Here is a 14,732-nt window from a genome sequence, read left to right as displayed (position 1 = left end):
TTTCAAATAAATATGTAAACAGTGTTAAATGCAGATCGGAATATTCTGTTTTTAACACCGCATAATGCTCATTATATAGAAAAAAACCATTTACTTGGATAAATATTATAAATAAGAAAAAAATAGCAAAAAAGGTGGATGCCTCTATGGCACCCACCTTCTGAACATCCTATTTTACCTGTACATAGCTTGGATGAGCAGTAATATACAGACCTGATTTTAAACGAAACATTTCAGTGCTGCTTCCGTCCACCTTCACTTTTTCCATAATAGTGAATGCTTCTCCCTGGCTGACCGTGCCCGCTACCGCATCGGCGTCAAAGGAAGGCCTGGAGCGTACATTCAATATTTCAGCCAATACTACCGCAAGCTTTCCTTTAACTGCAGAGGCTTCAAGAGCTTCCCAGGTGTTCGGGCCAACAATGCCGTCTACAGTTAAATTTTGTGACTCCTGGAAGGAACGGACTGCGTTTTCCGTTTCCTCTCCAAAATCTCCGTCTGTGCCGTACAGCGGGAGCTTTTCCCCAGCATCAATCAGCAGCTGTTGCATTCTGGCGACTGCCGGGCCGTTGTCGCCTGGACGAAGCGTTGGGGTTAAATCTTCTCCTACCGGGTGACCTTCACGTACCGCTTCTCTCACAATATCCATATCGATGCCCGGGCAAGCGTTTGAAGAGTGGCCAGGATACTCCCGGTGCCCTTTTACGCCACTGATGGAAACTTCTACGCCACTGGTACCTCTTAAGGCCGCCTGAAGATCAAAAAACGATCGCTCCTGCGCCTCGGTAAATGAACTGCTTCCGACCAGGCAGACACCTATTAATGGGGTGTTGTTGTTTCCTACATGGTATGAAATCCGGTCAATCCCATTGGCCCATTGAATCGTTCCTTCTTTTGTAATTACAAAATGATAGCCAACGCTCGGCCAGCCGAGAGAATCTACATGATAATTGGCAAAGGAAAAAGCATCGCCGCTTGTTGTTGCTGAATGGTGTCTTGCGATGCCTGTAATCTGTGATAGTGACCGCTTCTGGTAAGAACCATTTCTTTTTACGCTTCCCCGTACATCGACGAGCTGAGGCAGTTGTTGAAACATTAAAACATCCCCTTTTTCATATAGTCAGCCGGTATATTGCGGCTTCTATACATAAAAGGGGATGCCAGGCTGTATTTTACAACCACTTTACTGAAATTTTTTTGTATAGCTTTGAGCCCATCTTTCCATCGCTTCTAAAATCGGGAGAAGACCCGTCCCGGCTTCCGTAAGCTGGTACTCAACCCGGACCGGCACCTCTGGATAAATGGCACGTGTCAAAATGCCCGCATTTTCAAGCTCGCGCAGCTGGTTCGTCAATATTTTCGGGGTAACTTCAGGGAGGTTTTTCTGAAAAAAGCCGTATCTTCGGGGAGTACCCTCAGAGAGTATCCGGACAATATCTGCTTTCCATTTACCACTTATTACAGCCAGCGTCACTTCCATCTCGCAATGTGCCTGGAATGGATCCATCATATGAAAGCGCTCCCTTTTTTATACATAGTATCATGGCAGAAAGCAACAAACAAGAAAGTGCGTACTTCCTTGCTGTCAATTTATCAAATACACTGATAGTAGGGCGTAAGCGCTCCTACTTCACGACTATGAGGAGGAATCAAAGGATGAGCAACAAAGCAGTGGTTTATCAAGGTGCTGGTAACGTTGAGATTCAAGACATTGGCTATCCTGATTTAGTACTTCACGAAGGCCCCGGAGTCCCGCCTTCCAACGCAGGACGAAAGTGTGAACACGGTGTTATTCTTAAGATTGTGACGACAAATATTTGCGGAAGCGATCAGCATATGGTGCGCGGAAGAACGACTGCGCCTAAAGGACTGGCTCTTGGACATGAGATTACAGGGGAAGTAGTGGAAGTAGGACGCGACGTAGAATTTATTAAAAAAGGCGATCTTGTCTCTGTACCATTTAACGTCGCATGCGGCAGATGTAAATTGTGTAAAGAACAAAAAACTCATATATGCTTAAATGTAAACCCTGAACGCCCTGGAGGAGCTTATGGTTATGTAGACATGGGCGGCTGGGTAGGCGGTCAGTCTGAATATGTTATGGTTCCTTATGCAGACTTTCAGCTGCTTGCCTTCCCTGACAAAGAACAGGCAATGGAAAAAATCATGGACCTGACGATGCTTTCAGATATCTTCCCAACCGGCTTCCACGGAGCCGCTTCTGCAGGTGTACGTCCCGGTTCTACTGTATATGTCGCCGGCGCAGGGCCTGTAGGGCTTGCAGCCGCTCACTCCGCCCAGCTTCTCGGTGCCTCCGTTGTTATTGTAGGTGACCTTAATGAACAGCGATTGAAGCAGGCAGAAAGCTTCGGCTGCGAAACTGTTAACTTAACAAAGCACGACAGCCTTGGCGAGCAGATTGAGCAGATCCTCGGTATACCGGAAGTAGACTGCGCCGTTGACGCCGTTGGCTTTGAAGCATCCGGCCACGGCCCCGACGCGAAAGAAGCTCCGGCCACCGTGCTGAACTCGATCATGAGGGTTACAGAAGCCGGTGGGCAGCTGGGTATTCCGGGGCTATATGTTACAGAGGACCCTGGCGCTTCTGACAGCGATGCCAAGCAGGGGTCCCTGAAAATTCGTATCGGTTTAGGCTGGGCGAAGGCCCACACGTTCGTTACCGGACAAACACCGGTTATGAAATACCATCGCAATCTGCTAAAATTGATTCTAAGCGATAAAGCACAGATTGCCAAAGCTGTAAACGCCACACTGATTTCACTGGACGACGCACCTAAAGGCTATCAGGACTTTGACAAAGGGGCCGCGAAGAAATTCGTTATTGACCCGCACGGCTCTGTCCGGTCTTAATTAAATGCAAAACGAGCAGAGGCTTCTCTGCTCGTTTTTTATGACATCCGGTCCCATGATTCGATCCCTATTGTACCCGTAAGTTTATAAAATTCCTTCCAAAGCTGTACGTGCTTAGGCCCCCATGCTTCTTTTGCATGCACATGAGGTACATAATCCAGAGTAATACCTGTATTTGACATCACATCATCAAACTGAATTTTGGTCCGTTTCATATGGTAATCACTCGTTACCACCAGAGCAGAGTCAAAATCCCGCTCCTGCATAATCTCTTTTGAATATACAGCATTTTCATGAGTGCTGACTGCCTGATTTTCCATAATAATCGCTTCTTCAGGTATTCCTGCCCGCACAGCCAGGTTTTCATTAAAGCTGCCATCTTCTCCATTGGTTAAAATCACTTTATCTGCATAGCCTTTTTCTATTAAATCAGCTACCGTATATAAACGTTCAAAATCGCCGCTTAGAGCAATGATAACGTCTGCGTTTTTCGGTTCGTCCTGGTGTGTTAAAAGGGATGCTACGGTTTTTTGCGGAAGTGCAAAAAACGATGCATTGATTAATAAAGCTGCCCCTATAACAAAAAGCAGACTGTAAAAGATCTTTTTCATGCCTTGTTCCTCCGCCTCTAATGAAAGGTACGGATACATTGTATCAGAAAGACCATTCTTCTTAACAGCTATTTCTGAACAGCAAGCGTATCAGCACTGAGGATTATTTACACTATACCACTCTTTTCGAGCTTCCCCACACAAAAAAACCTGCTGGTTCAGCAGGTTTTTTATCATCGTTGGTCGTTTAGAGTTTTTTACGAAGAACGCAGGGCTTCAAAAGCGTTAATACGCGATTCTACCGTCGCATAAATGTTTCCAGCTTCTAAAGGAGAAACGTCGAATTTTTTACTGGCCAGAATTTCTACGTGTTCGTCATTCTTAGCTTCGTCAAACCGCTCCCCCCGCTCTGCCAATGCCTCATATTCATCTCTCATGTAGCGGAATATCGAGCTTTGCTGTTCCGGGAGCGAATTTAAAAATTCTTCTACGTCTGCATTTCTTTCAACCATTCTATTGGCCTCCTTGATAGCTGATGCCACCCGTTACTGCTAATAGGTTCTTCACCTGGTTCACCCAAGCATAACGAATGGTTCATTGTTATATAACTGGTTGATGGGTTTAGTATAACAAATATTACAGACGATTGGGAACAAAAAGCTTATACTTTATACATTATTACGTTTTTTGCTACAAGGAAACTTTTTTTCCCTTTAGTTATTTTTATACCTTTGTAGAAAAACGTTGCTGTAGACTCAATGGCAGCTTTCCTGCTACTCTATAGATCGATCAATTGCGCAAGGAGACCCGGTCATATGAATGATGAACGTATTCGTAACTTAAAACGCGGAGAGCGGGGAGCTATCATCAGCATCTTCGCTTATTTATTTCTCTCTGCCTTAAAGCTCACCGTCGGCCAGCTGGCTAATTCTGCCGCTCTTCGTGCCGACGGTTTAAATAACTTAACAGACACAATCGCATCGATCGCTGTTTTGTTCGGCCTCCGCTATTCCCAGAAGCCGCCGGACGCCGATCACCCTTACGGCCATTGGAAGGCAGAAATGGTTGCTTCTTTGTTTACTTCTTTTATTATGCTTGCTGTCGGTCTTCAGGTATTTGTGAGCGCGGTGCAATCTATTCTCGCGGGGCCAACCGACCCGCCCGGATTAATTTCTGCCTTTGTCGGCGCTTTTGCTGCCATCTGTATGTTCGGCGTTTACACCTACAACAAAAATTTATCCAAAAAAATTAACAGCCCATCCATCATGGCTGCAGCTAAGGATAATTGGAGTGATGCCATGGTGAGTATCGGTACAGTCATCGGCATTATTGGCGCTCAGTTTCAGCTGTATTGGCTTGATCCGCTGACAGCTGCTCTTGTAGGCTTATTAATTATTAAAACCGGCTGGGACGTTTTCCGGGGCGCGGCGCTGCAGCTCACCGACGGCTTCGATGAAAATAAAATTGAAGATTACCGGGAAACAATTTCCAAACTGTATGACGTGCAGAAAGTCCGGAATATTAAAGCAAGAAATTACGGGAACAACACCGTGGTCGATATTACCATTCTGGTGGACCCTTCAATCGATATCCAGGAAGCACACAATACAGCTACAAAGGTGGAATATGCTTTAATCGAGCAGCACGGTGTACATGACGTTCATGTGCACGTCGAACCGGAAAACGCTGAGCACTGAACACTGCTTCTGTTCAAGATATCCGGCCCATTTCAATTTCTAGTTCTATTATCGATGAAAATGGGTATAGTTAAAAGCACTTGGCCGACACCGTTCAATTTGGAAGTCAAGGAACCGAAATAAGAAATGGTACTGAACTTTTATAAACTATTATTCTATGATCGTTTTGTAACCATTAAAGTTACAGGTGGTGATCAGCAATGATAAATACACGATTCTCTGTCGCTGTCCATATTCTTTCGCTGCTTGCAAGTGAACCGGAGCGAAGACTCAGCTCCAGTTATATGGCAGCAAGCGTTAATACAAACCCCGTCGTTATCCGCCGAATTTCAGGTATGTTAAAGCAGGCGGGTCTGCTGCAGACAAAGCCCGGCGTCTCCGGTGCTTTAATTACGAAAGCTCCGGCAGATATTACGCTTCTTGAGATTTACCGGGCAGTTCAGCAGGACGACCCGCTATTTTCCACTCACAGCAGCCCAAACCCTGACTGCCCTGTCGGACGAAATATTCAAAGTACTCTGGACGAATCATTTAAACGGGCTCAGAATGCTATGGAAGCAGAGCTCCAGAAGCAGAGCCTGGCAGATGTGACGTCTCATCTTTTTGTATAAAATATAAAGAGAGGTTTTTTCCGCTCATATATGAAGCTGTAAAAACCAAAAACAAAAGGTGTGATTGATGTATGAAAGCAGGCATTATCGGCGCTTCCGGAAAAGCCGGCAGCCATATTTTAAAAGAAGCAGAAGCCCGGGGCATAGAAACGACAGCCATTGTCCGGGATGCTTCAAAGCTTCCTGACAGCAGCATGAATGTAAAAGAAAAAGACCTGTTTTCGTTAACTGCTTCAGACGTATCGGACTTTGACGTGGTCGTGAATGCGTTTGGAGCCGGTCTCGGGGAAGAAGAAGCACATGTAGAAGCCGGGCGGCACCTTATTTCTATTATTCAGGAAGCTGCAGCTACCCGTCTCATTGTTGTGGGAGGCGCCGGCAGCTTGTTTACAGATGAGGGAAAAACGACCCGGGTCGTGGAAACGCCGGAATTTCCCGAGGCAGTAAAACCCACCGCTAACGGTCAGAACCGGAATTTACAGGACCTTCAGCAGACAACGGACATACGGTGGACGTTTATCAGTCCAGCTGTAAATTTTGACGTAGAGGGCAGACGCACCGGCTCCTATTCCACCTCCCAGGAGGTACTGCCGCTTAACAGCGATCAGGAAAGCTATATCAGCTATGCAGATTACGCCGTGGCAGTTGTCGATGAAATCGAAACAGCGTCTCATGAAAACCAGCGCTTCGCTGTTGTGGGCGAACGCGCATAAAACCCAAATCCGCCGCTTTTTTTGGCGGATTTTTATATTACAGGCGCAGAAGAACAATCCCTATAAGGACTACTGCAAGGATTACCGTCTGATACCTTGTAATGCGTTCCTGCAGATAAAGCATCGAGAGCACCGCTACTAAAAGCGCGTGGGCCGCAAACAGTGGAGACACAATACTTGCCGGTCCTTCCCGAAGAGCGGCAGCGTATAACTGCATTCCCCCAAATGAAAAAATTCCTGTAACCAGCCCCCATCTAAATGCTTTTTTCGTATGTATACGAGCAGCGGCACTGGCCTGCTGATTCTTTGCCCGGCTCCACCCATATAACGAATAAAACATGCCAAACAGATAGCCCGCGAACAATACCGGGGTATTCTCAAGCCCGGCTTCTTCTGTTATTTTCAGCCCTCCATTCCGGAAAAACATAAATAATGTAGCTGTTAAAATAAACCCGTACCATACGCCGCTTTTTATCGAGAAGTCCTCCTTCGGATCCAGCGGGAGTACTGCAATAGCTGCCATAATTAAACCAATGCCCGCGTACTGAGCTGCTCCGATCTGCTCACCGTATATAAATACGCCTAACAGAACAATCAGAAGAATGTTTGTATTTACCAACGGAGAGGAAAGACTCGCCGGCCCAACATTTAAGGCCTTCATGTACAAAAGGTTTCCGAATGTGGAACCAGCCCCCACCATCACACCACCAAAAAGCACCGCCAAGCTTAAATGCCAGGAGCCCTCCATTAAAGCATAAATCAGAAAACCGACGCTCCCACTCGTGTAGAGCCCCGTCAAAAATGGTGTTAACGGCAGCTGCCAAAAAGAATTAACTTTCATGAAAAAAGAAGAAAATCCAAATACCAAGGCGCTTAACAGCGCTAAAATAAACCACATGGCCCGCACTCCTACTTGTTCTTATGTACTAAGAAGCCGCAAGGGCAGCTTCTTTTATAACAGATAAAACACATGACCGTACTTATCCACCCTGGAATTCGTACCATCAAAATAGACAGTTCCCTCCCCCGGTTCAAAAGGATCCTTCGTTTCAAAATCCACTTTAAAATAAGGAGAGCCGTCTATTGGCTCGTAATGCTCGCACGTGTACGTCAGCGTAATTTCATCATTCACCTGAATACGGTCACTGCCGGCAATCCCGGAATCAAAAACTACTTTTAGTGTCATGTCCTGCTCTCCCTCCTATTTAATTTCTTCGGCTATTCTCTTTATGGCCTTTTAAATATATTCCCTGCTCTTCCTTTCTTTATACATAATGATTGCGAAAAGAGAGGAAATGTATTATTTTTAAGCGGAGAAAGGGGAATTTCCATGAGCATCCGTCAGGCTGAAGAAGCCGATATTCACGCGATTACCGAGATATATAATGACGCAATCGTAAACACCACCGCTGTCTACGATTACCATCCTTATTCAGAAGAAAACCGGCTGGAATGGCTGCGGACAAAAAAACAAAACGGTCTTCCTGTGTTTGTTTATGAACAAAATGGAAAGGTTCAAGGATATGCTGCTTACGGTCCATTCCGCCCCTGGGCAGCTTTCAAATACTCCATTGAGCATTCAGTATATGTTCATCCTGGCGCCCGTGGCGCCGGGGTTGGCCGTGCCCTTCTCCGCACAGTAATCGATCATGCGGAACGGGAGGGCTTCGCCACTATGATCGCCGGCATAGATTCTTCCAACCCGGGTAGCATTTACCTGCATGAAACAGAGGATTTTGAGTATGTTGGCACGGTGAAAAAGGCCGGGTACAAGTTTGAACAATGGCTTGATCTTGTCTTTTACCAGCGCGCCCTCTCCGGCCCGGAGACACCCGTGGAACAATGACAGCTGCCTCTCCCTATTCGGGAGAAGCAGCTTTTTACGGTCTTCTTTTCGTTTGCCCTTCAGGAAACCGTTTTGGCCTCCCCTGAGTGGTAAGCAGCACACCAGCTATCACAATCAGCGCCCCGATTACCTTGGCTGGCGTTAACGTTTCCCCGAGCCAGAGCACAGCTCCCGCCATCGTAACTACCGGCAGAAAATTCAGGAAAACCGAAGCTTTGGAGGCTCCAAGCTGGTCGACCGCCCGGTTATAAAACAATAGAGCGATGAACCCTGGAAAGAGCCCCAGATAAGCAAGGCTTGGCAGCTGCTCGCTTAAGGAGAAGGAAGGCACTCCGAGAAAGAGCCACTCCGCCGTAATAAAAGGAACTAAAATTATAATTGATGCCCCTGTCATTACGAGCAGTACACCGTACGGGGGAAATAGATGCATATAACGTTTTACAGCGATGGAATAAATGGACCAGCAGGCTATCGCCCCTATCATAATACCGTCACCGGCATTCCAGTGCATTTCCGCTATAGCAAACAATCTCCCATTCATTACGACCCACAGTGCCCCTACAATTGACAGCACGACACCAATCCATTGAATAAAGCGCAGTCTTTCTTTTAAAATGTATGTACTCAATAAAACGGTTACCGCTGGAATTACTGTTTCCAGTACAGAAACATTGGTGGAGGAAGTAAATTGGAGCGCTCCATAAATGAAGGTGTTAAAAAACGTAACCCCTGTAACTGTTAAAACAATAAGCGGCAGCCTGTGCTTCCAAAATACGTTTCGTGCCTTCCAGGCGCTTTTCCATCCCAAAGGTATGATGCATAAAAAGGCAATTAACAGCCTGAAAAAAGCTATCGTAAAGGGAGGCAGCTCGTTGATGGCCTTTCCTACTAAAATATTTCCGGAATAAAAAAACACTACCATAATAAGCATAATATAAGCAGCCATACTAAGCTCCCACCTTTTCTTTCCGAAATATTATGGGCATTTCCCGGGAAATTTTGAGATTTCCCTACATTCTCCCGTAACTTTCAATACTTTTTTCTTCTTTTACAAGTTTTCATAATAATTATACATTTTTATAGACTATTAAAGCATACAGGAGTAACGGCGTGTGTTACAATGCCCGGAGAGCATACAATGGAGAGGAGAAATCAGAGTGAGCAAAAAATGGATTCTGAGCACAGGCCTCGCCCTTTCGGTGGCAATTATTGGCGCCTGCAGCAATGGCGATGGCGGGGAGAATTCCTCTGACAATAATAATGGCAACGAAGAGCAGCAGTCAGAGGAAAACTCCAATAACAACAATGAAAACAACCAGCAGGAAGAATCAAATGAAGGATCCTCTGATCAGCAAGCTTCGGGTAATAACGAGGACTCTGGTAATAACCAAAGCTCCGGCAATAATAATGATTCCGGTGAACAGCAGTCTCAGGATTTGCCTGAACCGGACTTAAGCGATGTGCCTGATGTTGTCGCTACCGTGAATGGAGAAGAAATTACCAAAGAGGAATTTGAACCAATATTCACTACTAACTATGAGCAATATGCTCCTCAAGCTGCCGCTTCCGGTGACCAAAGTAACGAAGAACTCCAATCAAACTTAAAGGAACAGACAGCTGAATCCCTCATTAACCAGGAGCTTTTAGTACAGGAAGCTAAAGCAGGAGATTATGAGGTAAAGGAAGAAGATGTAGATGAGCAGGTAAGCTCTCTTAAAGAGCAGTTTGAATCTGATGAAGAATACCAGCAGGCTCTTGAAGAACAGGGGTACACAGAAGAAGAACTGCGCGAGGAAGCACGAACCTCCCTGCAGATACAGGCGCTCCTGGATGAAGAACTTGAAGATGTTGAAGTTACTGATAAAGAAGTAGAAGAGATGTACAATCAAATGACTCAAGGCCAGGGCGAAGATGCCGGTTCTCTTGAAGACCTGCGCCCGCAGATCGAACAGCAGCTTAAATCACAGAAACAGCAGCAGCAGCAGCAGGAATACACTGATCAGCTGCGTGAAGACGCAGAGATCGAAAACAATGTAGCTTCTGAGTCAGAAGAAAACAGCAATTCTGAAGAATAACGGATTTAAAGTCCCGGCTGCTAAGCCGGGGCTTTTTATATCAACAAAACAGCGCAGCTTCTTATGCAGAGGCTGCGCTGTTTTTTAAGTTAATTAAAAAGAAACGTAGGAACGCGGGTTAACGGCGTTTGATTTTGCACCGTTCCAGGCGCCTTCATGCACTTCAAAATGCAGGTGTCTGCCTGAACTCCGTCCGGTATTACCCATGATACCGATCGTTTCCCCCTGAGATACTGCTTCCCCGTTTGATACGTTAATGGACCTTAGATGAGCGTACAGCGTATTGTACGTTTGCCCGTTAACAGTATGCTCTAAAATAATTGTATTGCCGTAGCCATTCATAGTGCCGGCATATGTTACTGTTCCCGAAGCAGAAGCAGAAATGCTTGAACTGCCGCCGTACCCAATATCGATTCCATTATGGGAGCCGCTTCCGCGCTGGCCGTATTCAGACGTTACGGGACCGGAAGCCGGGAGCGCAAATCCGGAGCTGCTATATGTAGACTCCGCGGCTACCGCTGTATCCTCTGACGAGTCAGAGCTGCCTTCTGAAGCGTCCGAATCACCTAAATTCATCTCTCCAAATGTTTGTGGTCCGGCAATGCCATCGACGGAAATGCTTTGCGCTGCCTGAAACGCTTCAACACCCTGCTTTGTCAGCGGTCCAAAAATACCGTCTACAGGCCCTGCTTCGTAGCCTTTATCATTCAACCACTGCTGCAGCTCCGAAACATCTGAATCTTTCATTCCTGATTTAAGGTTCTGATCCCCAATGGAAGCGTCCGCTACTGAGGGAGCGAATAAAATTGCTGCCGCTACCGCCGAACTCATTACAAATTTTTTCATAAATAGTACACGCTATGTTTATTAACAGTGTTGCCTTTGGGGTACGTCTTTGTTTCCTATATGTATAAACTCTGCCTGTTAATAAATTAACGCTGTCACCTCCTGATTTTTTATTTGATATGTTTGCTTACGGCTTAGTATACGTAGCGGCTCTCAGCGCTACAAGGTCTTACACAATGTTGTTAGAAGACTGTAAACTATTACAATTTTTTGAAATATACCTGCAATGTTTGTCATGCAATAATATTCAATATTTATCCTCTTCCATACTTTCCCTTCATAATTTTCTAGTTATATAAGAAATAGCTCCCGGAGACTTTATTCCCGGGAGCTTTATTCTATCTATATTTTATTTTTCGCGTGGAGGAGACCCTTCACCTGTTCCACCAACTCTTCAGCATCCTGCGGATTATGAACGACATCGGTCTTGTCCATATCTACAATTAGTGTATCACTTGCGCTATAGTAATTTTCCAACCAGTCATCGTAGCCTTCCCATAGCTTCCGGTAGTATTCCACCAACTCCTCATCCTGTTCGAAATCCCGCCCGCGTTCGAAAATCCGGTCCATTACTGTTTCAAAGGAGCCACGCAGATAAACGTTAAGATCCGGTGCTTTTTTATAAGGAAGGCCTTCAATTTCTTTCATCATTTCTTCAAGCAGGCCTTCATAAATGGAAAACTCCATATCGTTAATATTTCCAAGATCACGATTAATTTTTGTGAAATACCAGTCTTCATAGATACTCCGATCTAAAATAGCATCGTCATCCTTGTAAGCCTGTTTGATCGATTGAAACCTCGTCCGGAGAAAATAGAGCTGAAGCAAAAAAGGGTACCTTTTTTCATTAATTTCTTTTTGATCTGCCTTGTAAAATAAAGGAAGAATCGGGTTTTCTGATACATGCTCATAGTACACTTTCGAATCCAAGCCGTCCCCAAGTATCTGCGCGACACTCGTTTTGCCAATTCCAATCATTCCGCTTACTACAATCACCAAAAATAACCCCTCAATCTAATTATGGATTTGTACACATTGCACTATTATAATATACTTCGCTGCGCAGTTGCGACCATTTAATTTTTCCACTCTGCATTCAGCAGACTATATACTGCAATATCCACGTATTGGTCGTGCAGCCAGTGCTCCTGCCGCAGTATGCCTTCCTGCTTAAATCCCAGCCTCTCCGGTACAGCACGGCTTTTTTCGTTAGCTGTGGCCACTTTAATAATGATTTTATTTAAGCCAAGCTGGTCAAAGCCATAGGAAATAAACGCTTCTGTAGCTTCAGTCATAATGCCTTTTCCCTGATACTCCTCTCCAAGCCAGTAACCAATTTCCCCAAGGTTGTTTTGATGTTCCAGACGGTTAAAGCCGGCTACGCCGGCAATGCTTCCTTGAAAAACGATACCGGCAGAAAAAAGGTTTTGATCCGCCCATCCCTGGCGCACACTCCGGATGAACGCTCTTGTGTCCGCTTCTTCATTCGTATGGTCCACCCATGGCAGCCACTGTCTTAAATAATCACGCGAGTTGTCTGTCAACGAAAAAACGGCCCGGGCATCTGATGGCTCCAGCAGCTTTAAATAAAGATCTTCACGGATACGGTATGTAAACATTAAAAGCTCCTCTTTTTTTCCAATTTTATTATAAAGGAGAGCCCCCTGCGTTATAATTACAAGGGGCAGGAAAGAGTCGATATCAACTTGGAATCTCGCAGAGACTCCTGGTTTGCTTTAAAACCCGCTTAAATACATATAATTAATAAATATGGAGGTGCTTTCACTGACTGTTCTGCGACGCACTGGCGTAGTTTTCTTTACAGTTATGCTTGTATTCGGAATGGGAATGATCTATCAGGCATTGACCTGGGAGCTGGGCGACAGAGCCCACGAAGTACTCCGACTCGGGTTTTATCTTTCAGCGCTTTTCACCTTAGCCTTTGCCGCAACTCTTACTATTCGTGACCCGCGGATACGGGTTAACACCATATCTTTACTCGGGGGCTTTCTTATCGGTCTTCTTTTTGCTGTAAATGCAGGTATTGCTTTTTATCAGCTCTTTATGTAATAACCAGGCTTTTAAAAAAGCCTGGTTATTATTTATTCAGACATCTGCATTTCTTTAACACGAATGGCGGTTTCCGCCCGCATCATAGCTTTCCCAACCGCTCTGGCATACGTATAAAAAGAAGAAAGACGGTTACCTCTATTCGCACTGCGCAGGTCTTCATTAGCAAAAAAAGCACGGCGCTGGGCTGAACTGATCTCAAGCTGTACGCCCCGCTTTCTTTTATTTTTGTTACATATATTCCCCTGGTACTTTCCTTCTATGGCAGATGGAGGTTCAAAATCCACATTAAAACCAGCAGCAGCCAGCTCTGTACCTATAAGGTCTGCCGTGGACGTATCCAGTCCACCTATATAGGTTTTTTCTTCATCCTCCCGGTATCCATGGAGAGTAACTGTAAATAAAGCTTCAGCAGCCAGAGAGAGGGCTCTTGGTTCATCAAAGCATGTAGACCTGATATGCAGGCTTCTGTTACCAGTACGTTTTTTGGCGCGAAAATCATAGGTGGAAAAGTGACAGCTGTAGTGAAGCTCTTCGACCAGTTCACTTGTTCCTGCTTCAATAGCACCTCCGTGCGGAGCCAGAGCCGCCAGGGCTGTATGGCTGCCCTGAAGTACACGTATTTCATAATCACGGCCTTCTAATTCTGCAGCATTTAATTCAGCATAATCAGCGTACTTCTTTTTCCTCATTTAAACTTCACCACCGCTTCTTTAACAGTAACCGTTCTTTTATCAGAACGAGTATAGTTTACCCTATTCCGCCACTTTTTAAAATAAAGAGTATGTTTTTCCAGCTCGCGTTCTGTGGAAAGCGGCCTGGATAAAAAAAGCCAGTCCGACGTTTCGGACTGGCGTTGTCATTTAACTAATGGAGCTTCCTACCGGATTCGAACCGGTGACCTCATCCTTACCATGGATGCGCTCTACCTGCTGAGCTAAGGAAGCAGATAAAATAAAATGTCTCAGCTATGTAAACTTACAAATGCCCTGTTCGGACACAAGTACTATTGTAAAGGGCGTTAAAGCCATAGTCAACCACAATTATTAAATCATTTCATATAATAAAAGCCTTTCTCTCCAGTAAGAGAAAAAGGCTTTAGTGCCCGGCAGCGATCTACTTTCACGGGGGGAGAACCCCCGGCTATCATCAACGCTGAAGAGCTTAACTTCCGTGTTCGGCATGGGAACGGGTGGATCCTCTTCGCTGTTGCCACCGGACCGGCCCGTCGGGCCCTGACAACCAAATACCGAGACCGCAGCCACCGCCGCGTATCGTGCTGTGCGTGGATAAGACTTCGACCGATTAGTATCCGTCCGCTGCACATGTCGCCATGCGTCCACGCCGGACCTATCTACCTCGTCATCTCCAAGGGGTCTTATCTCCGTAGAGGGGAAAGGTCATCTTAAGGGGGGCTTCATGCTTAGATGCTTTCAGCACTTATCCCGTCCA

Annotated in this window: 17 protein-coding genes, 1 tRNA gene and 2 rRNA genes; 6 read left to right on the top strand and 14 right to left on the bottom strand. The window is 45.6% G+C overall.

Annotation, left to right across the window (positions count from 1 at the left end; translation table 11 throughout):
* Nucleotides 1-169: 169 nt before the first annotated feature.
* Together G548_RS18825 and G548_RS0111170 are read right to left on the bottom strand one after the other, a co-directional pair.
* Nucleotides 170-1,096: a peptidoglycan-binding protein gene (locus G548_RS18825; RefSeq protein WP_022794247.1), complete on the bottom strand. Its 927-nt coding sequence runs from the start codon at nucleotides 1,094-1,096 to the stop codon at nucleotides 170-172.
* Between the two features lie 87 nt (nucleotides 1,097-1,183).
* Nucleotides 1,184-1,510, bottom strand: coding sequence for a winged helix-turn-helix transcriptional regulator (locus G548_RS0111170; protein ID WP_022794246.1), 327 nt, complete (start codon nucleotides 1,508-1,510; stop codon nucleotides 1,184-1,186).
* Between the two features lie 146 nt (nucleotides 1,511-1,656).
* Between G548_RS0111170 and fdhA the strand changes: the two genes are divergently transcribed.
* Entirely contained in the window at nucleotides 1,657-2,871 is a 1,215-nt protein-coding gene (gene fdhA / locus G548_RS0111165) for a formaldehyde dehydrogenase, glutathione-independent (RefSeq protein ID WP_022794245.1), read from the top strand.
* Nucleotides 2,872-2,909: 38 nt separating this feature from the next.
* Here the strand turns inward: fdhA and G548_RS17995 are convergent, their stop codons facing one another.
* Both G548_RS17995 and G548_RS0111155 read right to left on the bottom strand, forming a co-directional pair.
* Nucleotides 2,910-3,482, bottom strand: coding sequence for a YdcF family protein (locus tag G548_RS17995; RefSeq protein WP_022794244.1), 573 nt, complete (start codon nucleotides 3,480-3,482; stop codon nucleotides 2,910-2,912).
* A 197-nt stretch (nucleotides 3,483-3,679) separates the two neighbouring features.
* Nucleotides 3,680-3,934: a hypothetical protein gene (locus G548_RS0111155; protein ID WP_022794243.1), complete on the bottom strand. Its 255-nt coding sequence runs from the start codon at nucleotides 3,932-3,934 to the stop codon at nucleotides 3,680-3,682.
* A gap of 303 nt (nucleotides 3,935-4,237) precedes the next feature.
* Here G548_RS0111155 and G548_RS0111150 point away from each other — a divergent pair, with 303 nt between their 5' ends.
* From G548_RS0111150 to G548_RS0111140, 3 genes are all read left to right on the top strand, one after another.
* Entirely contained in the window at nucleotides 4,238-5,119 is an 882-nt protein-coding gene (locus tag G548_RS0111150; protein ID WP_022794242.1) for a cation diffusion facilitator family transporter, read from the top strand.
* A gap of 200 nt (nucleotides 5,120-5,319) precedes the next feature.
* Nucleotides 5,320-5,730: an Rrf2 family transcriptional regulator gene (locus G548_RS0111145; protein ID WP_022794241.1), complete on the top strand. Its 411-nt coding sequence runs from the start codon at nucleotides 5,320-5,322 to the stop codon at nucleotides 5,728-5,730.
* A gap of 71 nt (nucleotides 5,731-5,801) precedes the next feature.
* On the top strand, nucleotides 5,802-6,443 hold the full coding sequence (locus G548_RS0111140) for an NAD(P)-dependent oxidoreductase (protein WP_022794240.1): 642 nt from the start codon (nucleotides 5,802-5,804) through the stop codon (nucleotides 6,441-6,443).
* Between the two features lie 37 nt (nucleotides 6,444-6,480).
* Here the strand turns inward: G548_RS0111140 and G548_RS0111135 are convergent, their stop codons facing one another.
* On the bottom strand, nucleotides 6,481-7,341 hold the full coding sequence (locus G548_RS0111135) for a DMT family transporter (RefSeq protein ID WP_022794239.1): 861 nt from the start codon (nucleotides 7,339-7,341) through the stop codon (nucleotides 6,481-6,483).
* Nucleotides 7,342-7,395: 54 nt separating this feature from the next.
* Entirely contained in the window at nucleotides 7,396-7,629 is a 234-nt protein-coding gene (locus tag G548_RS0111130; protein WP_022794238.1) for a hypothetical protein, read from the bottom strand.
* A gap of 144 nt (nucleotides 7,630-7,773) precedes the next feature.
* On the opposite strand from G548_RS0111130, the gene G548_RS0111125 reads away from it, so the two are divergent.
* On the top strand, nucleotides 7,774-8,289 hold the full coding sequence (locus G548_RS0111125) for a GNAT family N-acetyltransferase (protein ID WP_022794237.1): 516 nt from the start codon (nucleotides 7,774-7,776) through the stop codon (nucleotides 8,287-8,289).
* 34 nt (nucleotides 8,290-8,323) lie between these two features.
* Here G548_RS0111125 and G548_RS0111120 read toward each other — a convergent pair whose 3' ends face one another.
* The gene (locus tag G548_RS0111120; protein ID WP_022794236.1) at nucleotides 8,324-9,235 is read right to left on the bottom strand and encodes a DMT family transporter; all 912 of its coding nucleotides are present in this window, start codon (nucleotides 9,233-9,235) and stop codon (nucleotides 8,324-8,326) included.
* Between the two features lie 211 nt (nucleotides 9,236-9,446).
* Here G548_RS0111120 and G548_RS17990 point away from each other — a divergent pair, with 211 nt between their 5' ends.
* Nucleotides 9,447-10,364, top strand: coding sequence for a SurA N-terminal domain-containing protein (locus G548_RS17990; protein ID WP_022794235.1), 918 nt, complete (start codon nucleotides 9,447-9,449; stop codon nucleotides 10,362-10,364).
* Nucleotides 10,365-10,457: 93 nt separating this feature from the next.
* Here the strand turns inward: G548_RS17990 and G548_RS18820 are convergent, their stop codons facing one another.
* The 7 genes from G548_RS18820 to G548_RS0111075 form a co-directional block, all read right to left on the bottom strand.
* Nucleotides 10,458-11,210, bottom strand: a complete 753-nt coding sequence (locus G548_RS18820; protein WP_022794234.1) for a peptidoglycan DD-metalloendopeptidase family protein — start codon at nucleotides 11,208-11,210, stop codon at nucleotides 10,458-10,460.
* 342 nt (nucleotides 11,211-11,552) lie between these two features.
* A complete protein-coding gene (locus tag G548_RS0111105; protein WP_022794233.1) occupies nucleotides 11,553-12,206 on the bottom strand; it encodes a deoxynucleoside kinase in 654 nt (217 codons plus the stop codon).
* Nucleotides 12,207-12,286: 80 nt separating this feature from the next.
* On the bottom strand, nucleotides 12,287-12,829 hold the full coding sequence (locus G548_RS0111100; protein WP_022794232.1) for a GNAT family N-acetyltransferase: 543 nt from the start codon (nucleotides 12,827-12,829) through the stop codon (nucleotides 12,287-12,289).
* Between the two features lie 483 nt (nucleotides 12,830-13,312).
* Nucleotides 13,313-13,972 carry a poly-gamma-glutamate hydrolase family protein gene (locus G548_RS17980; RefSeq protein WP_022794230.1) on the bottom strand — a complete coding sequence of 220 codons (660 nt, stop codon included), beginning with the start codon at nucleotides 13,970-13,972 and terminating at the stop codon, nucleotides 13,313-13,315.
* Nucleotides 13,973-14,151: 179 nt separating this feature from the next.
* A tRNA-Thr gene (locus G548_RS0111085) sits at nucleotides 14,152-14,227 on the bottom strand.
* A gap of 156 nt (nucleotides 14,228-14,383) precedes the next feature.
* Nucleotides 14,384-14,500 (bottom strand): 5S ribosomal RNA (rrf, locus tag G548_RS0111080).
* A gap of 65 nt (nucleotides 14,501-14,565) precedes the next feature.
* Nucleotides 14,566-14,732: ribosomal RNA gene (locus tag G548_RS0111075) — 23S ribosomal RNA — on the bottom strand; the annotation flags it as partial.

Source organism: Marinococcus halotolerans DSM 16375 (assembly GCF_000420725.1).
Classification (GTDB): domain Bacteria; phylum Bacillota; class Bacilli; order Bacillales; family Marinococcaceae; genus Marinococcus; species Marinococcus halotolerans.
The sequence above is the reverse complement of the archived record's forward strand: the minus strand, read 5'-3'. Positions and strand labels throughout refer to the sequence as shown.